At 70.8% G+C, this 22,537-nt stretch carries 21 protein-coding genes and 1 pseudogene; 9 read left to right on the forward strand and 13 right to left on the reverse strand.

What is annotated here, in order from left to right:
* Positions 1-3 precede the first annotated feature (3 nt).
* Complete coding sequence (locus AB5J55_RS32180; RefSeq protein ID WP_369273963.1) at positions 4-198, reverse strand: DUF5999 family protein; 195 nt, start codon at positions 196-198, stop codon at positions 4-6.
* Between the two features lie 237 nt (positions 199-435).
* Between AB5J55_RS32180 and AB5J55_RS32185 the strand changes: the two genes are divergently transcribed.
* A complete protein-coding gene (locus AB5J55_RS32185; RefSeq protein WP_369273964.1) occupies positions 436-897 on the forward strand; it encodes a DUF6299 family protein in 462 nt (153 codons plus the stop codon).
* A 74-nt stretch (positions 898-971) separates the two neighbouring features.
* On the opposite strand, the gene dmpG is transcribed toward AB5J55_RS32185, so the two are convergent.
* Genes dmpG through AB5J55_RS32200 form a run of 3 tightly spaced genes read right to left on the reverse strand, consistent with a single transcriptional unit; the run spans position 972 to position 3,783 of the window.
* Positions 972-1,979 (reverse strand): 4-hydroxy-2-oxovalerate aldolase, encoded by a 1,008-nt coding sequence (gene dmpG / locus AB5J55_RS32190; protein WP_369273965.1) that lies wholly within the window; start codon positions 1,977-1,979, stop codon positions 972-974.
* A complete protein-coding gene (locus AB5J55_RS32195) occupies positions 1,976-2,950 on the reverse strand; it encodes an acetaldehyde dehydrogenase (acetylating) (protein ID WP_369273966.1) in 975 nt (324 codons plus the stop codon). The genes dmpG and AB5J55_RS32195 overlap by 4 nt, the downstream gene beginning before the upstream one ends.
* Positions 2,947-3,783, reverse strand: coding sequence for a 2-keto-4-pentenoate hydratase (locus AB5J55_RS32200; protein ID WP_369273967.1), 837 nt, complete (start codon positions 3,781-3,783; stop codon positions 2,947-2,949). The genes AB5J55_RS32195 and AB5J55_RS32200 overlap by 4 nt, the downstream gene beginning before the upstream one ends.
* A gap of 147 nt (positions 3,784-3,930) precedes the next feature.
* Here AB5J55_RS32200 and AB5J55_RS32205 point away from each other — a divergent pair, with 147 nt between their 5' ends.
* Entirely contained in the window at positions 3,931-4,653 is a 723-nt protein-coding gene (locus AB5J55_RS32205; protein WP_369276350.1) for an IclR family transcriptional regulator, read from the forward strand.
* Between the two features lie 66 nt (positions 4,654-4,719).
* Entirely contained in the window at positions 4,720-6,867 is a 2,148-nt protein-coding gene (locus AB5J55_RS32210; protein WP_369273968.1) for a SpoIIE family protein phosphatase, read from the forward strand.
* An 8-nt stretch (positions 6,868-6,875) separates the two neighbouring features.
* Here the strand turns inward: AB5J55_RS32210 and AB5J55_RS32215 are convergent, their stop codons facing one another.
* The 3 genes from AB5J55_RS32215 to AB5J55_RS32225 all read right to left on the reverse strand — a co-directional run bounded on the left by AB5J55_RS32215 (position 6,876) and on the right by AB5J55_RS32225 (position 9,470).
* Positions 6,876-7,925 carry an amidohydrolase family protein gene (locus AB5J55_RS32215; protein ID WP_369273969.1) on the reverse strand — a complete coding sequence of 350 codons (1,050 nt, stop codon included), beginning with the start codon at positions 7,923-7,925 and terminating at the stop codon, positions 6,876-6,878.
* A gap of 103 nt (positions 7,926-8,028) precedes the next feature.
* Entirely contained in the window at positions 8,029-8,817 is a 789-nt protein-coding gene (locus AB5J55_RS32220) for a 2-keto-4-pentenoate hydratase (protein WP_369273970.1), read from the reverse strand.
* Positions 8,814-9,470 carry a TetR/AcrR family transcriptional regulator gene (locus AB5J55_RS32225; protein WP_369273971.1) on the reverse strand — a complete coding sequence of 219 codons (657 nt, stop codon included), beginning with the start codon at positions 9,468-9,470 and terminating at the stop codon, positions 8,814-8,816. Before AB5J55_RS32225 ends, AB5J55_RS32220 begins: the two co-directional genes overlap by 4 nt.
* Before the next feature lie 127 nt (positions 9,471-9,597).
* Here AB5J55_RS32225 and AB5J55_RS32230 point away from each other — a divergent pair, with 127 nt between their 5' ends.
* The 3 genes from AB5J55_RS32230 to AB5J55_RS32240 are packed head-to-tail and all read left to right on the forward strand — an operon-like array spanning position 9,598 to position 13,105.
* A complete protein-coding gene (locus AB5J55_RS32230; RefSeq protein ID WP_369273972.1) occupies positions 9,598-11,217 on the forward strand; it encodes a bifunctional 3-(3-hydroxy-phenyl)propionate/3-hydroxycinnamic acid hydroxylase in 1,620 nt (539 codons plus the stop codon).
* Positions 11,214-12,086: an alpha/beta fold hydrolase gene (locus tag AB5J55_RS32235; protein ID WP_369273973.1), complete on the forward strand. Its 873-nt coding sequence runs from the start codon at positions 11,214-11,216 to the stop codon at positions 12,084-12,086. The genes AB5J55_RS32230 and AB5J55_RS32235 overlap by 4 nt, the downstream gene beginning before the upstream one ends.
* On the forward strand, positions 12,083-13,105 hold the full coding sequence (locus AB5J55_RS32240; protein ID WP_369273974.1) for a VOC family protein: 1,023 nt from the start codon (positions 12,083-12,085) through the stop codon (positions 13,103-13,105). The genes AB5J55_RS32235 and AB5J55_RS32240 overlap by 4 nt, the downstream gene beginning before the upstream one ends.
* Positions 13,106-13,317: 212 nt before the next feature.
* Here the strand turns inward: AB5J55_RS32240 and AB5J55_RS32245 are convergent.
* Positions 13,318-13,407 (reverse strand): annotated as a pseudogene (locus AB5J55_RS32245) (hypothetical protein); the annotation flags it as partial.
* Positions 13,408-13,851: 444 nt separating this feature from the next.
* Between AB5J55_RS32245 and AB5J55_RS32250 the strand changes: the two are divergent.
* Positions 13,852-14,478 carry a TetR/AcrR family transcriptional regulator gene (locus tag AB5J55_RS32250; RefSeq protein ID WP_369276351.1) on the forward strand — a complete coding sequence of 209 codons (627 nt, stop codon included), beginning with the start codon at positions 13,852-13,854 and terminating at the stop codon, positions 14,476-14,478.
* 58 nt (positions 14,479-14,536) lie between these two features.
* On the opposite strand, the gene AB5J55_RS32255 is transcribed toward AB5J55_RS32250, so the two are convergent.
* Positions 14,537-15,409, reverse strand: a complete 873-nt coding sequence (locus AB5J55_RS32255) for an NAD(P)-dependent oxidoreductase (protein ID WP_369273975.1) — start codon at positions 15,407-15,409, stop codon at positions 14,537-14,539.
* Positions 15,410-15,515: 106 nt separating this feature from the next.
* Positions 15,516-15,674, reverse strand: a complete 159-nt coding sequence (locus tag AB5J55_RS32260) for a nucleotide disphospho-sugar-binding domain-containing protein (protein ID WP_369273976.1) — start codon at positions 15,672-15,674, stop codon at positions 15,516-15,518.
* Here AB5J55_RS32260 and AB5J55_RS32265 point away from each other — a divergent pair.
* The gene (locus tag AB5J55_RS32265; protein ID WP_369273977.1) at positions 15,664-15,918 is read left to right on the forward strand and encodes a BTAD domain-containing putative transcriptional regulator; all 255 of its coding nucleotides are present in this window, start codon (positions 15,664-15,666) and stop codon (positions 15,916-15,918) included. The genes AB5J55_RS32260 and AB5J55_RS32265 overlap by 11 nt on opposite strands.
* Before the next feature lie 173 nt (positions 15,919-16,091).
* On the opposite strand, the gene AB5J55_RS32270 is transcribed toward AB5J55_RS32265, so the two are convergent.
* The 3 genes from AB5J55_RS32270 to argG all read right to left on the reverse strand — a co-directional run bounded on the left by AB5J55_RS32270 (position 16,092) and on the right by argG (position 19,505).
* Entirely contained in the window at positions 16,092-17,621 is a 1,530-nt protein-coding gene (locus AB5J55_RS32270; protein ID WP_369273978.1) for a helix-turn-helix domain-containing protein, read from the reverse strand.
* A 65-nt stretch (positions 17,622-17,686) separates the two neighbouring features.
* Positions 17,687-17,884, reverse strand: coding sequence for a DUF4236 domain-containing protein (locus tag AB5J55_RS32275; protein ID WP_369273979.1), 198 nt, complete (start codon positions 17,882-17,884; stop codon positions 17,687-17,689).
* 175 nt (positions 17,885-18,059) lie between these two features.
* Positions 18,060-19,505 (reverse strand): argininosuccinate synthase, encoded by a 1,446-nt coding sequence (gene argG / locus AB5J55_RS32280; protein WP_369273980.1) that lies wholly within the window; start codon positions 19,503-19,505, stop codon positions 18,060-18,062.
* Between the two features lie 282 nt (positions 19,506-19,787).
* Here argG and acnA point away from each other — a divergent pair, with 282 nt between their 5' ends.
* Positions 19,788-22,505 (forward strand): aconitate hydratase AcnA, encoded by a 2,718-nt coding sequence (gene acnA, locus AB5J55_RS32285; RefSeq protein WP_369273981.1) that lies wholly within the window; start codon positions 19,788-19,790, stop codon positions 22,503-22,505.
* The last annotated feature ends 32 nt before the right edge of the window (positions 22,506-22,537 follow it).

The following is a 22,537-nucleotide window of genomic DNA, read 5'->3' on the forward strand; positions in this document are numbered from 1 at the left end:
CGCTCACGCGGCCATCGCGAGGCGCTCGGCCGGCACCCGGTGCGGGGCGACCACGCGGCCGTCGGGCAGCAGCTCGCCGCTGTCGTCGAAGACGATGGCGCCGTCACACAGGAGGCTCCAGCCCTGCTCGGGGCGGGCGGCCACCACATGTGCGGTGCGGTCGTCGGAGGAAGGGCACGAAGGCTGGTAGGAACACATGGCGCACCTCCACATCGGGCGGACGAACCGTATGCGTCGTCCATATGGGTAGACCATGCTCCCGTCGCGAACTCATCGGAACGGCGTGCTGTGAACCGTGACAACACGCGGACAACTCTCTGACCGATCCACGAAGGTCGCAGCGGACTCGCCACCGAAGGGGTGACGGTCACGCCCAAGGGCACACCCGCCGGGTACCAGTGGAGGCCCCCACTCCGCCCACCGGGAGGTCATCCCATGCCCCTGCGCCCCGCTCTCGCCACCGCCGCCGGCGCCGCGCTGTTCCTGCTGCTCGCCGCGCCCTCGGCGCCCGCCGACTCCGACGCTCCCACCGAACCCGAGGAGACCGTCACCGTCGGCGCCAAGAGCCCCATGGCCGCGGACGGCACCATCACCGTGTCCGGCACCTACCGCTGCATCGACAGCACGGGGCCCACGTTCGTGAGCGCCTCCATCGGACAGAAGGACTCCACCACCCGGTACGCCATCGGCGGCACCCTCGCCGAGTGCGACGGCAAGCAGCACCGCTGGGAGAACAAGAGCAAGGCCCCCGCGGACGCCACCCTCAAGCACGGCAAGGCGAACGTCGAGGTCACCGTCGTGGAGCTGCGCCCCGTGGACGGCCTGGGCGGCCTGCCCCTGCCGCACTTCCACGCGGTGGTGAAGAAGGACATCACCCTGTCGAAGCCCAAGGCGTGACGGCTGCACGGCCTCCCGTCGTCCCCGTGGACCGCGCCCCTTCCGGCCGACCGGAAGGGGCGCGGTCGCGTTGCTCAGGCGCGGGCGACCAGGTCCAGCGCGATGTCGGTGATCATGTCCTCCTGGCCACCGACCATCCCGCGCCGGCCGGCCTCGACGAGGATGCTGCGGGTGTCCAGACCGTGGCGGGCGGCGGCGGCCTCGGCGTGCCGCAGGAAGCTGGAGTACACGCCCGCGTAGCCGAGGCTGAGGGTCTCGCGGTCCACCCGCACCTGGCGGTCCTGCAGGGGACGTACGAGATCGTCGGCCGCGTCCATCAGGGGGAACAGGTCGCAACCGTGCTCCCAGCCCATCAGGTCGGCGACCGCGACGAACGCCTCCAACGGACAGTTGCCGGCGCCCGCCCCCTGCCCGGCGAGCGAGGCGTCCACCCGGGTCACGCCGCTCTCGACGGCGACGACGGTGTTGGCGACACCCAGGGCGAGGTTGTGGTGGGCGTGGATGCCCAGCTCGGTCGCCGGGTCGAGGACGTCGCGATAGGCGCGGAAGCGGTCACGGACGCCGTCCATGGTGAGGCGGCCGCCGGAGTCGGTGACGTAGACGCAGTGGGCGCCGTACGACTGCATCAGCTGGGCCTGGCGGGCCAGTTCGGCCGGCTCGGCCATGTGGGACATCATCAGGAACCCGGCGACGTCCATGCCCAACTCCCGCGCGGCCGCGATGTGTTGAGCGGAGATGTCGGCCTCGGTGCAGTGCGTGGCGACGCGGACGCTGCGGATGCCCAGGGCGTGTGCCTGCCTGAGGTCGTGCAGGGTGCCGATGCCGGGCAGCAGCAGCGTCGTGGGCACCGCGTGCTCGGTGGCGTCCACCACGGCCTCGATCCACTCCCAGTCGGTGTGGGCGCCGACGCCGTAGTTGATGCTGGAGCCGGCGAGGCCGTCGCCGTGGGCGACCTCGATCGCGGCGACCCCGGCGGCGTCCAGCGCGGCGGCGACGGCGCGGGCCTGGTCGACGGTGTAGCGGTGCCGGACGGCGTGCATGCCGTCCCTGAGGGTCACGTCCTGGACGTACAGCCGGGTCATCGGGAGGCCACCTCCGTGGCGATGGGGGTCCCCCCGCTCGAGCGAAGCCGAGAGTGGGGGAGGGCGGCCATGCGTTCCGCGGTGCGCAGCGCGGCCGAGGTCATGATGTCGAGGTTCCCGGCGTAGGCCGGGAGACAGTGCGCGGCGCCCTCGACCTCCAGGAAGACGGACACCTTCAGCGTTTCGCCGGCGCCGGGGGCGAGGGTGCGCAGCGGGTCGTCGGACGGCACCCGCTCGAACTGCACCTTCTGCTTGAGCCGGTAGCCGGGGACGTACGTCTGCACCCGCCCGACCATCTCCTCGACCGACGCGGTGACCGCCTCCGTCGCGCAGTCGGAGACCAGGCAGTGCACGGTGTCCCGCATGATCAGGGGCGGTTCGGCCGGGTTGAGCACGATGATCGCCTTGCCGCGCGCGGCGCCGCCGACCCGCTCGACGGCCCGGGAGGTGGTCTCGGTGAACTCGTCGATGTTGGCGCGGGTGCCGGGGCCGGCCGAGCGGGAGGCGATGGACGCGACGATCTCGCCGTAGTGGACCGGCGTGACGGCGCCCACGGCGGCGACGACCGGGATGGTGGCCTGGCCGCCGCAGGTGACCATGTTGACGTTCGGGGCGTCGAGGTGGGCGTCGCCGTTGACCGGCGGTACGACGTACGGGCCGAGGGCGGCCGGGGTGAGGTCGACCAGGGTGCGGCCCAGGGGGCGCAGTACGTCGTCGTGGTGACGGTGGGCGCCGGCCGAGGTCGCGTCGAAGACGATCTCCACATCGGCGAACTCGTCCAGCGCGACCAGCCCTTCGACGCCCTCGTGGGTCGTGGCGACCTTGAGGCGGCGGGCGCGGGCCAGGCCGTCGGAGTCCGGGTCGATCCCGGCCAGCGCGGCGATCTCCAGCGACTCCGACAGCCGCAGAATCTTGATCATGAGGTCGGTTCCGATGTTGCCGGAGCCGATGACGGCGACCTTCGTGCTCACAGCTCGCCCCCGTCCCTGGCGAAGCGGACCCGCACGGAACCCAGCCCGGAGACACGGGCCTCGAACACGTCGCCCGGCGCGGCGGGCGTCATCGGGCCGAGCGCGCCGGTCAGCACCAGGTCGCCCGCGCGCAGCGGATCGCCCCGCTCGGCGAGCGCGGAGGCCAGCCACACGGCCGCGTTGAGGGGGCTGCCGAGACAGTCGGCGCCGATGCCCTCGGAGACGGTTTCGCCGCCCCGCGTCATGGTCATCGTCACCGTCCGCAGGTCGACGGCGGTGAGCGGTACGGGAGTTGCGCCCAGGACGTACAGGCCGCAGGAGGCGTTGTCGGCGACGGTGTCGACCAGGGAGATGTCCCAGCCCCGCACCCGGCTGTCGACGATCTCCAGCGCGGGCAGCGCGAAGTCGACCGCGCGCAGGACGTCGACGACCGTGCACGCCGGGTGCGGCAGGTCCCGCCCGAGGACGAGCGCCACCTCGGCCTCCACCTTCGGCTGGAGCAGCCGCCCGGCGGGCACCTCGCCGCCGTCCAGTACGGCCATGTCCGCGAACAGCGCGCCGAAGTCGGGCCGGTCGACACCGAGTTGGCGCTGGACGGTGACGGAGGTCAGGCCGATCTTGCGGCCGACGATCCGGCGGCCGGCGTCCAGCCCGCGCCGCACGTTGAGCTGCTGCACGGCGTACGCGGTCTCCAGATCGGCGCCGGCGCCGATCAGGTCACGCACCGGAGGGCAGGCGGTCCCGGTGCGGGCGGCCTCAGCCAGCAGGTCGGCGGCCTTGACCACGGCCGGCGGGGAGGCGTCCGGGCGGGCGCCGTCGGGTGGGGTCGACACGGGATACCTCCGGAGAAGGAGCAGGGGCGGATGAACCGATGCGGAAGGAGCCGGTCGGCGCCCACAGCGGGTCGCCACCGATATAGACACGCCCCGCCGCCAGGCGACAAACTTTGTTCCGTGACACGGAACAGTGCGGGCGGCAGCATGCTGGAGAAGGCCGCGATCATCCTGGAGTGCTTCAGTCCGAGCGGCGGCCCGTACCGCCTGTCGGAACTCTCGGAGCGCACCGGCCTGCCCAAGCCCACGGTGCACCGGCTGGCCGCGGACCTCGTCCGGCTGGGCTGGCTGGAGCGCTCGGGGACCCGGTACCGGCTCGGGGCGAAGTTGTTCGAGCTCGGCTCGCTGGTGCCGCACCGGCTCGATCTGCGCGAGGCGGCCCTGCCGTTCCTCCAGGACCTGTTCGAGGCGACCCGCGAGACCGTCCACCTCGGGGTGCGGGAGGGCATGGACGTCGTCTATCTCGAACGCATCCACGGCCACGAGGCCCTCCGGCTGCCGTCCCGTATCGGCGGCAGTCTGCCGCTGACCTGTACCGGCGTCGGCAAGGCCCTGCTGGCCTTCTCCGGCGCCGAACTGACCGAGGCGGTGCTGTCCCGGCCGCTGCCGAGCCTGACGCCGCACTCCATCACCGACCCGGACCGGCTGCGCACGGCCCTGGAGAAGATCCAGGTCTCCGGCCTGGCCTACGAGGAGCAGGAGGCCGCCCTCGGCGTGGCCTGCATCGCCGCTCCCGTCTTCGACGGCGGCACCACGGTCGCCGCCCTCTCGGTGGCGGTGCCGCGCTCCCGGTTCAGCCCCGCCCAGTTGGCGCCCGCCGTACGGACCGCGGCGCTGGGGCTGTCCCGGGTGCTGCGCGGGGGCGGCTGACAGCGGCCGGCACCCGTCCCGCCGTACGGACTGAGGCGCCCGCGTGAGCGGCGTAACGTCGTGTGTGTGGAGCCCACGGCCGACGGTCTACTCTCGCGCGCGGCGCGCGAGCTCGGTGCGCGAGCGGACGAGCTCACCTCCGACGTGCAACGGAGCCTGCTGCGCGAACTCCCCGCGCTCTGGGAGGACCCGTACGTGGCCCGGATAGCCGGCGAGAACGTCGCCGAGCACATCGCCGCGGCCCTGTCCGGCCTGGAGCACGCCATCGAGCCGAGGCTGATCGAGCTGCCGCCCGCCGACGTGGAACGCGCGCAGGTGCTGGCCCGGCACGGCACGCCGCTCAGCGAGATGCTGCGCGCCTTCCGGCTGGCGGAGGAGATCGTCATCGACCGGCTGCTCATGGAGATGTCCCGGCTCAGCGACGACGCCGAGCAGGTCACCGAGGCGGCGCGGCAGCTGAACGCGGTGTCGACGATGTACGTGGACCGGGTCTCGGAGCAGGGCGTCGCGGCGTTCCAGGAGGAGCGGGACCGGCGGCTGCGGTGGCGGTCGGCGATGGTGAACGAGGCGAGCATGCGCATCGGCACCACCCTCGACATCGCCCGCACCACACAGGAGCTGGCGGACCTCGCCACCGACCACATCGCCGACGTCGTCACCGTCGACCTGCTCGACGCCGTGCTGCGAGGAGAGGACGTCGTGGAGGAGGGTCCGCCCGTGCTGCGCCGGATGGCCAGGGGACCGGCGGACAGGACCGATCCGCAGGCTGCGATCGCACCACGGCAGCTCCACACCCCGGTGGCCGGCTCGCCGGCGGCGAAAGCCCTGGCCGGTGGACGTCCCTCCCGGCACCAGCAGGGCAGGACCCGGGCCGTCCCGCGCGCCCACTCGACCCTCGTCGTCCCGCTGCGCGCCCGCGGCACCACGCTGGGCGTCGCCGAGTTCCACCGCCTCGGCAACACCGCCCGCTACGACGACGAGGACCTGCTCCTCGCCCAGGAGATCGCCGCGAGGGCCGCCGTCGCCGTCGACAACGCCCGCCGCTACACGCACGCCCGCGCCACCGCGGTCACCCTCCAGCGCAGCCTGCTTCCCCAGGAGGCGCCGAAGCAGTCGGCCGTGGACGTCGCCTACCGGTACCTGCCGGCCGGCTCCGACACCGGCGTGGGCGGCGACTGGTACGACGTCATCCCGCTGTCCGGCGCCCGGGTGGCCCTCGTGGTCGGGGACGTGGTCGGCCACGGCATCCGCGCCGCCGCCACGATGGGCCTGCTGCGGACCGCCGTACGCACCCTGGCCGACATCGATCTGCCGCCCGACGAGCTCCTCACCCACCTGAACGACGTCGTCGTGCGCGTGACCACAGAAGCGTGCACGGACCCCGACGCCGAGCCCGACGCCGACGTCGGCGGAGACAACGGCGCCACCTGCCTCTACGCCGTCTACGACCCCGTCTCCCGCCGCTGCACCCTGGCCCGCGCGGGGGATGTGCCCCCGGCCGTGGTGGTCCGGGACGGCACGGCGGAGCTGCTGGATGTGCCGCCCGGCCCGCCGCTCGGACTGGGCGGGCTGCCCTTCGAGACGGTGGAGGTCGATCTGCCCGAGGGCAGCCTGATCGCCCTGTGCACCGACGGGCTGATCGGGGCCCGCGACCACGACGCCGACGCGGGGCTCACCGCGCTGCGCCAGATCCTCGCCCGGCCGGCGACCTCCCTGGAAGCGACCTGCGACACCGTGCTGGAGGCGCTGCTGCCCTCCCGGCCGGACGACGACATCGCCCTGCTGCTCGCCCGCACCCGCGCGCTCGGGACCGACCGGGTCGTCACCTGGGACCTGGAAGCCGACCCGGCTGTGGTGGCGCGTGCCCGCTCGGACGTCTCGCGCCAACTGGCCGCCTGGGGCCTGGAGAACCTCGAGTTCACCGCGGAACTGGTGGTCAGCGAACTCGTCACCAACGCCATCCGCTACGGCCGTTCCCCGATCAGCCTGCGTCTCATCCACGACCGCACCCTCCTGTGCGAGGTCTCCGACGCCAGCAGCACCACCCCACACCTGCGCCGGGCCCGCGTCCTCGACGAGGGCGGGCGGGGTCTGCTGCTGGTCGCGCAGCTCGCCGGGCAGTGGGGGACGCGTCATGCCCGGCGTGGCAAGACGGTCTGGGCCGAGCTGAACGAGTCGACCGGGTTTCCGGCGTTTGATTTGGGCGTCGGGTAGTCGGGCGCTCAGTCGGTGCCGGGCTGGACCAGCTTGAAGACAAGGCGGGCGGCGGCGCGCTGTGCGGACTGCCGCAGGCGGGCCGGCAGGGGGCGGGACGGGGCCGGTGCCGGGGTGCCGCCGGCCAGGCGGGGGAACAGGGTCTCGGCGTTGGCCCGGTTGACGGCGGCGAGGGCGCCGGGGTCGACGCCGGTGTCGAGGCCGGCTGCGAAGTACTGGCCCGCGGGTGCCGGCGCGAACGGCCAGTCGCTGCCGAACAGGACGTGCCCGGGACGCGCGAAGGCCAGCAGGGTGGGCAGGGCGGCGGGGCTGGAGGAGAGCGCGGTGTCGAAGTAGAAGCCGCGGAAGTCGTCCAGGATGTCGCGGGGGCTGCGTCCGATGTCACTGGCGAGGGCGACGGCCATGCGGTGGGAGGCGTACGGCAGGAAGCCGCCGCCGTGGCTCAGCACGAACCGGATGTTCGGGTGGCGGCGCGGGATGCCGTTGCGTACGAGGAGGTAGGCGGCGCGGGTGGTGTCGAGGAGGAAGTCGGCGGCGAACGGGGGGATGCCGTCGACGGCTGGGGCGGGGAGGTCGGCCGGGTGGACGAACACCACGGCACCGTGCTCGTCGAGGACCCGCCACAGGGGCTCTTGGCCCTCGCTTCCGAGGTAGCTGCCCCGGTTGTTGGCGAGCAGGGTGACCCCGTCGGCGGCCAGCTCGGCGAGAGCCCGCTCGGCCTCCTTCGCCGCCGCCTCGCCGTCGGGCATCGGCAGGGTGGCGAACCAGCCGAGGCGGGTGGGGTGTTCGGCTGCGACGCCGGCGGAGAAGTCGTTGAGCCGCCGGGCCAGGCCGGCCGCCTCGCCGGGGTCGGTGAGGAAGCCGGTGCCGGGGGTCGAGACCGAGAGGATCGCGGTCTCGGTGCCGAGCAGGTCCATCGCCTCCAGCGCGGCGTCGGCGCTCCAGCCGGGCAGGGCACGGCCGCCCGCCTCCGTGATACCGGCCTTGGCGAGGGCATCGCGATAAAGGGGCGGGACGAGGTGCTGGTGGACGTCGATCCGGCGGGGTGCGGTGGTCATGGGGCGACTCTCTCGGGTTTCTCGGGGAGCGGGTCTGCTTCACGAGCGGTCTGTGCACGGAAGTGGACGAATTCCTCGGCCGTTCAAGGAAGTTGTGCGGCCCTCACACGAAGGTCACCGACACCGTCCCCAGGCCTTCGAACCGCGCCTCGATCTTCTGGCCCGCCCTGACGAAGGGGGCCCTCGTCATGGCGCCGGGCAGCACGACATGGCCGGGTTCCAGAGCGGCGCCGAACGCGGCGAGGGTGTTGGCCAGCCAGGCGACCGCTGCCGCGGGGTGGCCCAGCACCTCGCGCCCGCTGCCCGACCCGGCCAACTCGCCGTCCACGATCAGGTCGGCGGTGACGGCGGCGAGGTCGGGCGCGTCCCGGACCGGGATCCACGGGCCGCAGACGAGGCCGGCGGCGGAGGCGTTGTCGGCGACCGTGTCGACGAGGGTGATCCGCCAGTCCCGGATCCGGCTGTCGACGATCTCCAGCGCGGGCGCGACGGCATCGGTCGCCCTGAGCACGTCCTCGACCGTGACACCGGGCTCGGACAGCCGTTCGGTGAGGTGGAAGCAGATCTCCGGTTCGATCCGGGGCCGGCAGTAGTGGGCAGCGAAGACAGGCGCACCGTCATGGTGGACCATGTCGTCCAGCAGATGCCCGAAGTCGGGTTCGTCGACGCCGAGCAGCCGCCGCATGGCCGGGGACGTGAGGCCGACCTTGTGCCCGATGACCGTCGCCCCGTCGGCCAGCCGCCAGGAGACGTTGTCGCGCTGGACGGCGTAGGCGTGGGCCAGGTCGAGGCCGGGAAGCCGGGCAGACAGCGGGTCGATCGGCACCGCATGGTGCTCCGCCTCCCGCAGCAGCCGGGCTGCCTCCTCGAGCTGGACGTAGGTCAGGCTCATCCCTCACTCCTCCCCGCCATACGGACCGCCGCGTCGTGCACGAGCCGCGCATGCAGCTCGAACATCGCCACCAGGTCGACGCAGTCGCCCTCCACCTCGCGTTGCACGAACAGCCCGTCGGCACAGGCCACCGAGTACGTGGTCAGGATGCGCACGGCGTCCTCGTCCAGGGCCGGGAACAGGGTGCCGATCATGTCCGATATCCGCTGCCGGGACAGGTCACGGACCTGGCGGAACACGGTCCGTCCCCGGCGCTCGGCAGGCCGCCGCTCCAGGGCGAGCATCAGGCCGAGACGCAGGAAGTCGGGGGCGTCGACCAGGGACTTCGCCACGTTCGCCGCCATCGCCATGACCCGCTCCAGTGGTGTGCCGGTGTCCTCGCCGGGCAGTTCGACGGCCGCCAGCCAGGTCGTGAAGCTGCGCTCGATGACCGCCGCGATCAGGTCGTCCTTGTCCTTGAAGTGCCAGTAGATCGAGCTCGCCGGCAGCCCGCACCGGGCGCTGACCGTCGCGATCGACGTGCCCTCGTACCCGCGCTCGCCCGCGATCTCGACGGCGGCGTCGAGGATGCGCTGCCGCGACTCCAACCCGTTTGCACGCTTCTTGCGCGCCGCCTGCGGCCTGGTCTGCGGCCTGGTCTGCGGCCTGGTCATGGGAGACGCCTTTCCCGTCGTGCCGGCACTTGACCGCCCCGGACGCCGAGCTTACCGTAGCGGCCATTCCAATTGGAGTAAACGCTACAACAAAGAGCCGCGACAGTGACGACAGTGAGGTGTCCTGGTGAGTGGGATCAGTGCCGGGAGCAGGGCCGCCCAAGACACGTACGACGTGGCGGTGATCGGGTACGGGCCGACGGGGGTGACCGCGGCGAACCTGCTGGGCGCGGCCGGCCTGCGGGTCGTCGCGCTGGAGCGGGACGCCGAGATCTACTCCCGGGCCCGGGCGATCTCCACCGACGAGGAGGTCCTGCGGATCTGGCAGCGCGCCGGCCTGGCCGAGCGGCTGAAGCTGGACATGCTGGCCGACCGGCCGCTGGACTTCGTCGACGCGCGGGGCCGCACGATCCTCAGCGCACACCCCACCCCGCGGGGCCACGGTCACCCGCCGCAGATGTTCATCTACCAGCCCGCGCTGGAGCAGGTCCTGCGTGACGGGGTCGACCGCTACCCCAACGTCGAGGTGCTGCTGCGGCACGAGTGCCTGCGGCTGCGCCAGACCACGGACGGAGCCGAGGTGGAGCTGACGGTGGCGGGAACCGCCGACGACTCCGTACGGCGGCTGCACGCCAGGTACGTCATCGCGGCCGACGGCGGCTCCAGCCTCACCCGCGCGCAGCTCAACGTGGGCTACGAGGGACGGACGTACGAGGACCGCTGGGTCGTCATCGACACGAAGATGATCGAGCCGTGGCCGGACCACGACCGGCTGCGCTTCCGCTGCGACGCGGGCCGCCCGGCGGTGGACTGTCCGACTCCGCTGGGACACCACCGGTGGGAGTTCCCGATCCTGCCGGGCGACGACGAGGAGCACCTGACCACCGACGAGGCGATCCACGCGCTGGTGTCCCGATACGGGATCGGCCGACACCAGATCAAGATCCTGCGGGCCACCGTCTACAGCCACCACGTCCGCTTCGCCGCCCGCTTCCGGGTGGGCCGGGTCTTCCTCGCCGGTGACGCGGCCCACGCGATGCCGCCGTGGATCGGGCAGGGCATGGCGGCCGGGGTGCGCGACGTGGCCAACCTGTGCTGGAAGCTCGACGCCGTGCTGCGCGGCGAGTTGCCCGAATCGGTGCTCGACAGCTACGAGACGGAGCGCAAGCCGCACGTCAAGGAGATCACCAAGCGGGCGGTGTTCGTCGGCCGGATCATCACCGAACGGCGGCCGGCGGTCACCCGGGTCCGGGACTGGGTGCTTCCGTTCCTGAACCGCGTCCCCGGCTTCGCCAACCTCCTGCAGGACTCCAACTGGATCCCCGCCGCCCACTACGCCGAGGGCCTGCAGGCCCGCCCCCGCACCAAGGCCGCCGGGCACCAGATACCCCAGCCCTGGGTGACCGGCCCCGACGGCACCCGGGTCCGCCTGGACGATGTGCTCGACGGGCGCTGGCTCCTCCTGCACGGCGAACCGCCCACCCCGCAGCCCGCGTGGGACCGCTGCCGTGTCCCCTCCCTGACCGTCCTGTCGGCCGGCTCACGTCCGGCGCCAGGCACGGTCGTCGACGACGAGGGTGTGCTGCTGCCCTGGATGACCGAGCGCCGCGCCGCCACCCTCGCCCTGCGCCCCGACGCCTACGTCTACGCCGCCGCCCCCTCGGCCGCCCAACTCCCGCCGCCCCCGGCCGGGTTCGCACCGGCCCCGCGTACGACCACCTCGACCGCCACCCAAGGAACGCCATGACCACACACACCGCGCCCCCGCCGATGCGGGAACGGCTGCTCGACGTCCACGGCAGGAAAATCTTCGTCGCGGAGACCGGCGACGGCCCGCCCGTCCTGCTGCTGCACGGCGGCGGCCCAGGCGCCTCCGGCGTCTCCAACTACACCCGCAACATCGCCGAGCTGGCGGAGGAGTACCGGGTCATCGTCCCCGACCTGCCCGGCTACGGACGCAGCACCAAGGGCGTGGACGCCGCCGACCCGTTCGGGCACCTCGCCGCCGGCATCCGCGGCCTGCTCGACGAACTCGGCCTGGACAAGGCCCACCTGGTCGGCAACTCCTACGGTGGTGCCTGCGCCCTGCGCCTCGCCCTGGACACGCCCGACCGTGTCGCCCGCATGGTGCTGATGGGCCCCGGCGGCATCGGCACCACCCGCGCCCTGCCGACCCCCGGTCTGAGCAGCCTCCTCAACTACTACGCCGGGGACGGCCCTTCGCGCCTGAAGCTCGAGAGGTTCATCCGCACCTACCTCGTCTTCAACGCCGCCGACGTCCCGGACTCCGTGATCGACACCCGCTACGAGGCGAGCATCGACCCGGAGGTGATCGCGGCCCCGCCGCTGCGCCGGCCGTCCGGCCCGAACGCGCTGCGCACGCTGTGGAGGATGGACTTCACCCGCGACGCCCGCCTGTCCCGGCTGCCGGTGCCGACCCTGGTGCTCTGGGGCGCCGCCGACAAGGTCAACCGGCCCTCGGGCGGCCGGATGCTGGCCGACCGCATGCCCAACTGCGATCTGTACGAGGTCGCCAACACCGGGCACTGGGTGCAGTTCGAGCGGGCCGAGCTGTTCAACCGGATCTGCGCCGACTTCCTGGCGGGCCGGCGATGACCACGTACCAGGGGTACGACGCCCCGTCCGTCTTCGGTGCGGTCCGCCTCGGCTACCTCGTCGTCGAGACCAACCGCTTCGCCGACTGGCGCCGCTTCGGCACCGACGCCATCGGCATGCACCTCGACGACCTGGACACCGGCCTGATGCGCTTCCGCATCGACGACCACGTGTGCCGCTTCCTGCTGCGCCGGGGCCCGGCCGAGGATGTCGTCGCCATCGGCTGGCACCTCGACGACCACACCACCTTCGAGCAGATCGAGGCCCGCGTCCGCGCCCACGGCGTCCCCGTCGCGGAGGGCACCGCCGAGGAGGCGAGGCTGCGCGGCGTCGAACGCCTCCTGCGCTTTCCCGGCCCCAAGGGCATCACCCAGGAGATCTACACCACCCCGGTGATCTCCCCGGAACCCCTGCGGATGCTCGCGTCCGGCTGGGTCACGGGTGACGCCGGCATGGGCCATGTCGCCATCACCTCGACCCGACCGACCCTGATGCGCGGCTACTTCAACACCGTCTTCGACGCCCGCCTCACCGACTACATCGACGAGACGATCAGCGGCGTCAAGCTCAAGATCCGCTTCCTGCGCGTCAATGAACGCCACCACTCCATCGCCGTCGCCGCCGTCCGGGGCCTGCCCATCGACCCGGTCCGCACCCGCGTCCAGCACCTCAACGTCCAGGTGGCCACGCTGGACGACCTCGCCCGCAGCTACGACCGCGTCCACGAACTCGGCTTCGACATGGTCCTTTCCGTCGGCCGGCACACCAACGACAAGGAGCTCTCCTACTACGCCCGCACCCCCTCGGGCTTCGAGTGGGAGGTCGGCTGGAACCCCGTCGTCGTCGACGAGACCACCTGGCAACCCAGCACCCACCAGGGCATCAGCATCTGGGGCCACACCCCGGTCGGCCAGACCATCATCGACAAACTCGACCAGTTCCGCCTCGGCGCCCGCTCCCTGACCCGCCCGGAGCGGACGGTCCCGGCCCTCAGCGGCACCGGGATCCCGGACGACTGACCATGGCATCGGACGGGGGGCGCCCACGTCGTGAGCGCCCTCTACGGGAGAGTGGTGGCCGGGCCGACACGACGGGGGATTCGGCCGGCCCGGTCACGTTCAGGGGTGTGGTGTGCCGTGGTTGATCGTGGCGTGGGGGTGGGGTGGAGGCAAAGGGCGGGGGCGTGGGTATGTCATGCGGCCGGCGCTCTTTTGACCGGGCTTTGAGTGGTTCACGGCTGCAGGGTGACCTTGCCGGCGGTGCGGCGTGCCAGTAGGTCCTCGTGAGCGCGCCGGGCCTCAGCCAGCGGGTAGCTCGGGCCGGTGACCGGTCGGAGTACGCCGCTGCTGGTGAGGTCGAGGAGTTCACGGAGGGGTTCGGTGTAGCCACCGGGGGGCCTTCAGGGTGGGGCGTAGCCAGAAGCCGATGACGGCCGCGTTGAGGCGCAGGCCGGCCTTCTCCAGCAGTTCGAGGTTGGCCTGCGGAAGCCAGTTCTCCTCCTAGGCACTTCTGCCGTTGCCTCGGAGGGTCGGAGCGATTTCTCGAATCGCATCGAGCACCTTCAGGAAATCCTTCTCCTTGGCGACCATTCGGCCCTTTTTCTGTTCAACGGTCAGTGCGGAAGGGGTAATTGCGCTCTTCTTGGTTCGCGAGCACCGTATCGGGCCACCGTCAATGAGCCGGGAATTCCGGCTCGGGGCATGACGACCGACAACCCTGGAAAGAACGCTCTACCTGGTAACCTCGCACTGTGAAGACGAAGCCCATGAGTGACGAGAAGCGGTCGGCGGAAGCCCCCGAGCCCGTCATCGCCACCCGTGAACGCATCGCCCGGGCGGCCTCGCGACTGATGCAACGCCAGGGATACGACGGCACCGGGATCAAGCAGGTCTCGGCCGAGGCCGGCGCGACGCTCGGCTCGGTCTATCACTTCTTCCCGGGCGGCAAACTGGAGCTGGCCCTCGAGGCGCTCGATCGCGGCAACCGGGAGTTCGTCGACGAACTGCGTGCCGTGTTCGACGAGGAGGAGGACCCGGCCGCGGCGATCGCGCTCCTCACCCGCAGACTCGCGGAGGGGCTGCGCGCGTCGGACTGGATGGATGGCTGCCCCATCACCACCACGGCGCTGGGCGCGTCCGGCCGCTTCCCCCAGATCCAGGCGGCGGCGGCGGAGGCGTTCACGCGCTGGCATGCCCAGGTCTTCGACAGGCTGAAGGAGTCGGGGTTGGCCGAGGACGACGCCCGCGCCCTCGCTCACACCGTGATCAGCACCCTGGAGGGCGCCGAGCTGACGGCCCAGGTGACCAGGAGCAAGGAGCCGTTGGAAGCCGCGGGCAGGCACCTCGCCCGGCTGATCGACGGTGTCCGCGGGGTGGCTGCCGGGCAGGGGTGAGCACACGTCGAGGGCGCGCGTGCACACCGACCGTGTGCACGCGCGCCCTCGAAGCGGTTCAGACCGTGGGCTTCTTGAAGGTCTCGATCAGGCTGGTGAAGCTGTCCGCCGCGTATCCCGCGTCGACGCCCCGCCGGAAGATCTCCAGGACCGCGGCGGGCAGTGCGGCGTCGACGCCTGCGTCCTTGGCGGTCTGCACCACATGGTCGACGCTGGCGACGCCCATGGCCAACCTGTCGACATCGCCCGGGTGTTCGCCCGCGTCGATGCGGGGCGTGTAGAAGCCGAAGAAGTCCGGCATCGAGGCCACCGTGCCGGAGAGGTACGGCAGCATGTCCTGTGCGCTGATCCCGTTGGCGTCGGCCACCGCGAGCGCGTGCAGGTACGCGAGCGCGGTCGTCCAGAAGAGGTCCAGCTGGAGCTGGTAGTACAGCGCGGCCAGCCCGGGGTCCTCACCCCGGTAGTCGGTCTTGGTGAGTACCTCCAGCGTCCCCTTGACCGCCTCGAACACGTGCCGGGGGCCGCTGTAGAAGGTGAAGGATTCCGGCTCACCGATACCCGTGGGAGAAGCCTGCACGCCACCCGTGAGGTACTCGGCGCCGTGGCGGGCCGCCCACTTGGCTGCCTCCCGTGCCTTCTCCGGGGTGTCCGAACTGAGGTTGACGACGACCTTGCCCGACAACGCGTGCGTGGCGGGTTCCAGGATGGCGTACATCGCGTCGTAGTCCGTCAGGCTGAGGACCACCACCTCACCGGCCGACAAGGCCTCCGCCGGGCTGGGCGCCAGCACGGCTCCCTTGACCACGAGATCGTCTGCCCTGCTCGCGGTCCGGTTCCACACGGTCACCTGGTGGCCGTTGTCGATGAACGTGCTGGCCATCGCGTGCCCCATCGGGCCCAGCCCGATGACGGTAACCGGCTGCTTCTGCACGAAGACCCCTTACTCACTTCCATATTGGATAGATCGTTCTAACTAGTCCTCAGGCTAGCACGGTCGGTAGAAAGAACGCTCTAACTGGCCCTGGTCGCTGGAGAGTTCAGATGGTTGCGCGGTACTCCGCCACCAGACGTTCGAGGACCGGCACCACTTCGGCCGGGCTGGGGGAGGCGAGGATGTCCTGGCGCAGCGCCTCCGAAGCCCTCTGGAACGAGGGCTCCCCCAGGACCCTGGTGACCATCTTGCGGATGTCGTCCACCGAGCACTCCGCGTGCTCCAGCCGGAGGCCCGCGCCCCGGGCCGAGGCCCTGCAGGCCTACCAGAACCTCTACGCCGTCCTCAGACGCGAACTGGGCCTGGAGCCTTCGCAGGAACTTCAGTGGCTGCAGGCCGACATCCTCAACGCGAGCACCGACGGACCTCTCCTGCACAGGTGCCGCCCCAAGGCCATCTCCTCACCAGCCGAGTTCACGCCCCTGTGGGACTCTGCCGTCGCCAGCTGACGACACACCACCGGGCAGGAGGCCCAACGCGCCTCCCCGGAAAACGGAGCGGCCTGCGTCGGAAGCCAGGTCCTGGCCCGAAGTCCCGGAGAGGGCCGGTACAGGTGCCGCCGCACCCCTTCCCGCATCAGTGCAGGTCAGGCAAGGTGCGGCGGCCTGTCGCAGATGAGGGTTCAGATGTCCCGGAAGATCTCGATCTGCGCCCCGATGGAGTTCAGCCGCTCCGCGAGGTCCTCGTAACCACGGTTGATGACATAGACGTTGCGCAGCACGGACGTGCCCTCCGCCGCCATCATCGCCAGCAGCACGACCACGGCGGGCCGCAGGGCGGGCGGGCACATCATCTCGGCGGCGCGCCAGCGGGTCGGGCCCTCGACCAGGACGCGGTGCGGGTCCAGCAACTGCAGTCGGCCGCCGAGGCGGTTGAGGTCCGTCAGATAGATCGCGCGGTTGTCGTAGACCCAGTCGTGGATCAGCGTCTTGCCCTGCGCGGCGGCGGCGATGGCCGCGAAGAACGGGACGTTGTCGATGTTCAGGCCCGGGAACGGCATCGGGTGGATCTTGTCGATCGGCGCCTCGAGCTTGGAGGGCCGGACGGTGAGGTCCACCAGCCGGGTACGGCCGTTGTCCGCGAAGTACTCGGGCGTACGGTCGTGGTCGAGGCCCATCTCCTCCAGGACCGCCAGCTCGATCTCCAGGAACTCGATCGGCACCCGGCACACCGTCAGCTCCGACTCGGTGACCACGGCGGCGGCCAGCAGGCTCATCGCCTCGACCGGGTCCTCGGATGGCGAGTAGTCCACGTCGACGTCGATGTTCGGCACGCCGTGCACGGTGAGCGTGGTCGTGCCGATGCCCTCGACCCGGACGCCGAGCGTCTCCAGGAAGAAGCAGAGGTCCTGGACCATGTAGTTGGACGAGGCGTTGCGGATGACCGTGACGCCGTCGTGCCGCGCGGCGGCCAGCAGGGCGTTCTCGGTCACGGTGTCGCCGCGCTCGGTCAGCACGATCGGCCGGTCGGGACGTACGCCGCGGTCCACCACGGCGTGGTACTGCCCCTCGGTCGCCGCGACGTCAAGGCCGAACCGGCGCAGGGCGATCATGTGCGGCTCGATGGTCCGCGTGCCGAGGTCGCAGCCGCCGGCGTACGGCAGCTTGAAGTGGTTCATGCGGTGCAGCAGCGGGCCGAGGAACATGATGATGGAGCGGGTGCGCACGGCCGCCTCGGCGTCGATGGCGCCCATGTCCAGCTCGGCCGGCGGCACGATCTCCAGGTCGACGCCGCCGTTGATCCAACGGGTGCGCACACCGATGGAGTTGAGCACCTCCAGGAGGCGGTACACCTCCTCGATGCGGGCGACCCGGCGCAGCACTGTGCGCCCCTTGTTGAGCAGCGAGGCGCACAGCAGGGCCACGCAGGCGTTCTTGCTGGTCTTGACATCGATGGAACCGGACAGCCGACGTCCGCCGACGACCCTCAGATGCATCGGACCGGCGTAGCCCAGCGACACGATCTCGCTGTCGAGGGCCTCGCCGATTCGGGCGATCATCTCAAGGCTGATGTTCTGGTTGCCGCGCTCGATGCGATTGACGGCGCTCTGGGAGGTGCCGAGCGCCTCGGCCAGCTGCGTCTGTGTCCAGCCCCGATGTTGCCGGGCGTCACGGATGAGCCTGCCGATGCGTACGAGGTAGTCGTCTGCCATGAGGTTGAGGCTATCTCAGATATGAGATGGCACATCACAGGGGGGTCCATTCGGGTGACATGCCGTCAACGCCGCCTGGTGTTACGGGTGCGACGCCACCCGAAAGGTCCGGGCAAATCCATCGATGTCGTACGACGTCCGGTGCTGCTGTGTGTGCGGCGCGGTCCGTGCTTGCCGCCGGTGGTGATGGACCAGGAGCGCCGGTTGATGTTCAGCCGTACGCCGGGCAGGATCCGAAAACTCTTGCGGAAAGTGAGGGGCATGGAGGCCTCCCGTCGGGGTTGCGATGCGTACCTCTCGGTTACCCCGACTTGGCGAACTGATGGCATGTCGGGACCAGCGGAAAGGCCGGCTCGGCGCACACAGCGCCCAGCCGGCCTTCCCGGTGGTCCGTTCCCTCGTGCCGGAGCAGTCCGTGCCCGATCAGTCCGTGCTCGATCAGTCCGTGCCCGACTCCATCGCCGCGCGGTCCAGCAGCGCGTCCTCCTCGGAGACCTCGCCGCGCGAGGCGATGGCCTCGGCGCCGCCCTCCGGCATGCTGCCGATCAGACCGGTCGCGGCCGCCTGGGCGGCGCCGACGGCGGGGCTGCCGGTGCCGATCAGGCCGATCCCGGCGTACTGCTCCAGCTTGGCGCGCGAGTCGGCGATGTCGAGGTTGCGCATGGTGAGCTGGCCGATCCGGTCCACCGGGCCGAACGCGGAGTCCTCGGTGCGCTCCATGGACAGCTTGTCCGGGTGGTAGCTGAACGCCGGGCCGGTGGTGTCGAGGAGCGAGTAGTCCTCGCCGCGCCGCAGGCGGAGGGCGACCTCGCCGGTGACGGCCGCGCCGACCCACCGCTGCAGCGACTCGCGGATCATCAGCGCCTGCGGGTCCAGCCAGCGGCCCTCGTACATGAGGCGGCCGAGACGCCGGCCCTCGTTGTGGTACTGGGCGAGGGTGTCCTCGTTGTGGATCGCGTTGACCAGGCGCTCGTACGCGGCGTGCAGCAGGGCCATGCCGGGCGCCTCGTAGATGCCGCGGCTCTTGGCCTCGATGATCCGGTTCTCGATCTGGTCCGACATGCCGAGGCCGTGGCGGCCGCCGATGGCATTGGCCTCCATCACCAGGTCGACGGGGGAGGCGAACTCCTTGCCGTTGATGGTGACCGGGCGGCCCTGCTCGAAGCCGATCGTCACGTCCTCTGCGGCGATCTCGACAGACGGGTCCCAGAACCGCACACCCATGATGGGCTGGACGGTCTCGATGCCGGTGTCCAGGTGCTCCAGCGTCTTGGCCTCGTGGGTGGCGCCCCAGATGTTGGCGTCGGTGGAGTAGGCCTTCTCCGTGCTGTCGCGGTAGGGCAGCTGGTGCGCGACCAGCCACTCCGACATCTCCTTGCGGCCGCCGAGCTCGGTCACGAAGTCCGCGTCCAGCCAGGGCTTGTAGATCCGCAGGTTCGGGTTGGCGAGCAGGCCGTAGCGGTAGAACCGCTCGATGTCGTTGCCCTTGAAGGTCGAGCCGTCGCCCCAGATCTGGACGTCGTCCTCGAGCATCGCGCGTACGAGCAGGGTGCCGGTGACCGCGCGGCCGAGCGGCGTGGTGTTGAAGTAGGCACGCCCGCCCGAGCGGATGTGGAACGCGCCGCAGGTCAGCGCCGCCAGCCCCTCCTCGACCAGCGCCGCGCGGCAGTCGACCAGGCGCGCGACCTCGGCGCCGTAGGTCTTCGCGCGGCCGGGCACCGAGGCGATGTCGGGCTCGTCGTACTGGCCGATGTCGGCGGTGTAGGTGCACGGAACGGCGCCCTTGTCGCGCATCCAGGCAACCGCGACCGAAGTGTCGAGGCCGCCGGAGAAGGCGATGCCGACGCGCTCGCCGGTGGGGAGGGAGGTGAGGACCTTGCTCATAGGAAGAGTATGCATCATCTCGCATGGTCATGCAATGGGGACCTGCGGGACCCAGGGAAGCCAAGGAAAAGGAGGCATGCCGAAGCCCCGGGCATGACCATCCCGGCCCCATGTACTAGAGTTATCTCGACATCGAGATATCTGCCGAGGTGCACCGCAGCCGCGCGGCGCCACCGGTCTCGCGGTAAGGGTTACCTAACTTAGCCTTACCTTAGCGGATCGGCCAAGTAGCCGTGGCGGCAGGATCGTGGTGGTACGCGCACATCAATGAAGGAGACTGTCGTGTCGGCGAACAGCTTCGACGCCCGCAGCACGCTGCAGGTGGGCGACGAGTCGTACGAGATCTTCCGGCTGGACAAGGTCGAGGGCTCCGCGCGCCTCCCCTACAGCCTGAAGGTGCTGCTGGAGAACCTCCTCCGCACCGAGGACGGCGCGAACATCACCGCCGACCACATCCGCGCCCTCGGCAGCTGGGACTCCCAGGCCCAGCCGTCGCAGGAGATCCAGTTCACGCCGGCCCGCGTGATCATGCAGGACTTCACCGGCGTGCCCTGTGTCGTGGACCTCGCGACCATGCGTGAGGCCGTGAAGGAGCTCGGCGGCGACCCCGCGAAGGTCAACCCGCTCTCCCCGGCCGAGCTGGTCATCGACCACTCCGTCATCGCCGACAAGTTCGGCACCAACGAGGCCTTCGCGCAGAACGTCGAGCTGGAGTACGGCCGCAACCGCGAGCGCTACCAGTTCCTGCGCTGGGGCCAGACCGCCTTCGACGACTTCAAGGTGGTCCCGCCCGGCACCGGCATCGTCCACCAGGTGAACATCGAGCACCTGGCGCGCACGGTCATGGTCCGTAACGGCCAGGCCTACCCCGACACCCTCGTCGGCACCGACTCGCACACCACCATGGTCAACGGCCTCGGCGTCCTCGGCTGGGGCGTCGGCGGCATCGAGGCCGAGGCCGCGATGCTCGGCCAGCCGGTCTCCATGCTCATCCCGCGCGTCGTCGGGTTCAAGCTGACCGGTGAGCTCAAGCCCGGCACCACCGCCACCGACCTCGTGCTGACCATCACCGAGATGCTCCGCAAGCACGGTGTGGTCGGCAAGTTCGTCGAGTTCTACGGCGAGGGCGTCGCCGCCACCTCGCTGGCCAACCGCGCCACCATCGGCAACATGTCGCCGGAGTTCGGCTCCACCGCCGCGATCTTCCCGATCGACGGCGAGACCATCAAGTACCTGAAGCTGACCGGCCGTGACGCCCAGCAGCTCGCGTTGGTCGAGGCGTACGCCAAGGAGCAGGGCCTCTGGCTGGACCCGGCCGCCGAGCCGGACTTCTCCGAGAAGCTGGAGCTGGACCTGTCGACGGTCGTCCCGTCGATCGCCGGCCCGAAGCGCCCGCAGGACCGTATCGTCCTGGCCAACGCCGCCCAGCAGTTCTCCCAGGACGTCCTCAACTACGTCGACTCCGTGGACGAGTCCGGCAAGGAGTCCTTCCCGGCCTCCGACTCGCCGGCCGTCGCCCCGAACGGCGCCCCGTCCAACCCGGTCACCGTCACCGCCCCCGACGGCTCGACGTACGAGATCGACCACGGTGCGGTCACGGTCGCGGCCATCACCTCCTGCACCAACACCTCGAACCCGTACGTCATGGTCGCCGCCGCCCTGGTGGCCAAGAAGGCGGTCGAGAAGGGCCTGACCCGCAAGCCGTGGGTCAAGACCACCCTCGCCCCGGGTTCGAAGGTCGTCACCGACTACTTCGACAAGGCGGGCCTGACCCCGTACCTCGACAAGGTCGGCTTCAACCTCGTCGGCTACGGCTGCACCACCTGCATCGGCAACTCCGGCCCGCTGCCGGAGGAGGTCTCCAAGGCCGTCAACGACCACGACCTCGCGGTCACCTCGGTCCTCTCCGGCAACCGGAACTTCGAGGGCCGTATCAACCCCGACGTCAAGATGAACTACCTGGCCTCCCCGCCGCTGGTCGTCGCGTACGCCATCGCGGGCTCCATGAAGGTGGACATCACCAAGGACGCGCTCGGTGTCGACCAGGACGGCAAGCCGGTCCACCTGACCGACATCTGGCCCACCGAGGCCGAGGTCAACGACGTCGTGGCCAACGCCATCGGCGAGGACATGTTCAACAAGTCCTACCAGGACGTCTTCGCGGGCGACGCCCAGTGGCAGGCCCTGCCGATCCCGACCGGCAACACCTTCGAGTGGGACGCGGAGTCGACGTACGTCCGCAAGCCCCCGTACTTCGAGGGCATGACGATGGAGACCACCCCGGTCTCCGACATCACGGGCGCCCGCGTCCTGGCCAAGCTGGGCGACTCGGTCACCACCGACCACATCTCCCCGGCCGGTGCCATCAAGGCCGACACCCCGGCCGGCAAGTACCTCACCGAGCACGGTGTGGAGCGTCGTGACTTCAACTCCTACGGCTCGCGCCGAGGCAACCACGAGGTCATGATCCGCGGCACGTTCGCCAACATCCGCCTGCGCAACCAGATCGCGCCGGGCACCGAGGGCGGCTACACCCGCGACTTCACCCAGGACGGCGGTCCGGTGTCGTTCATCTACGACGCCTCCCGCAACTACATCGAGCAGGGCATCCCGCTCGTCGTCCTCGCGGGCAAGGAGTACGGCTCCGGCTCGTCCCGCGACTGGGCCGCCAAGGGCACCGCGCTCCTCGGCGTCAAGGCCGTCATCGCCGAGTCGTACGAGCGCATCCACCGCTCGAACCTCATCGGCATGGGCGTGCTCCCGCTCCAGTTCCCGGAGGGTGCCAACGCCGAGTCCCTCGGTCTGACCGGCGAGGAGACCTTCTCCTTCACCGGCGTCGAGGAGCTCAACAACGGCACCACGCCGCGCACGGTCAAGGTCACCACCGACACGGGCGTCGAGTTCGACGCGGTCGTCCGCATCGACACCCCCGGTGAGGCCGACTACTACCGCAACGGCGGCATCATGCAGTACGTGCTGCGCTCCCTGATCCGCAAGTAAGCGGTCAAGCAAGCGGTACGGCAGGGCAGTCG

Origin of the sequence: Streptomyces sp. R11, from assembly GCF_041051905.1 — a bacterium.
In the GTDB taxonomy this organism is placed as follows: Bacteria; Actinomycetota; Actinomycetes; order Streptomycetales; family Streptomycetaceae; genus Streptomyces.

What these genes read in the sequence shown, in the direction of transcription:
- AB5J55_RS32250 (WP_369276351.1), top strand. Translation starts at nt 13,852, where the DNA reads ATGAGTGACGAGAAGCGGTCGGCGGAAGCCCCCGAGCCCGTCATCGCC.
- AB5J55_RS32220 (WP_369273970.1), bottom strand. Translation starts at nt 8,817, where the DNA reads ATGAGCCTGACCTACGTCCAGCTCGAGGAGGCAGCCCGGCTGCTGCGG.
- AB5J55_RS32225 (WP_369273971.1), bottom strand. Translation starts at nt 9,470, where the DNA reads ATGACCAGGCCGCAGACCAGGCCGCAGACCAGGCCGCAGGCGGCGCGC.
- AB5J55_RS32275 (WP_369273979.1), bottom strand. Translation starts at nt 17,884, where the DNA reads ATGCCCCTCACTTTCCGCAAGAGTTTTCGGATCCTGCCCGGCGTACGG.
- AB5J55_RS32180 (WP_369273963.1), bottom strand. Translation starts at nt 198, where the DNA reads ATGTGTTCCTACCAGCCTTCGTGCCCTTCCTCCGACGACCGCACCGCA.
- argG (WP_369273980.1), bottom strand. Translation starts at nt 19,505, where the DNA reads ATGAGCAAGGTCCTCACCTCCCTCCCCACCGGCGAGCGCGTCGGCATC.
- AB5J55_RS32215 (WP_369273969.1), bottom strand. Translation starts at nt 7,925, where the DNA reads ATGACCACCGCACCCCGCCGGATCGACGTCCACCAGCACCTCGTCCCG.
- AB5J55_RS32205 (WP_369276350.1), top strand. Translation starts at nt 3,931, where the DNA reads ATGCTGGAGAAGGCCGCGATCATCCTGGAGTGCTTCAGTCCGAGCGGC.
- AB5J55_RS32235 (WP_369273973.1), top strand. Translation starts at nt 11,214, where the DNA reads ATGACCACACACACCGCGCCCCCGCCGATGCGGGAACGGCTGCTCGAC.
- dmpG (WP_369273965.1), bottom strand. Translation starts at nt 1,979, where the DNA reads ATGACCCGGCTGTACGTCCAGGACGTGACCCTCAGGGACGGCATGCAC.
- AB5J55_RS32240 (WP_369273974.1), top strand. Translation starts at nt 12,083, where the DNA reads ATGACCACGTACCAGGGGTACGACGCCCCGTCCGTCTTCGGTGCGGTC.
- AB5J55_RS32265 (WP_369273977.1), top strand. Translation starts at nt 15,664, where the DNA reads ATGTCGTCCACCGAGCACTCCGCGTGCTCCAGCCGGAGGCCCGCGCCC.
- AB5J55_RS32185 (WP_369273964.1), top strand. Translation starts at nt 436, where the DNA reads ATGCCCCTGCGCCCCGCTCTCGCCACCGCCGCCGGCGCCGCGCTGTTC.
- AB5J55_RS32270 (WP_369273978.1), bottom strand. Translation starts at nt 17,621, where the DNA reads ATGGCAGACGACTACCTCGTACGCATCGGCAGGCTCATCCGTGACGCC.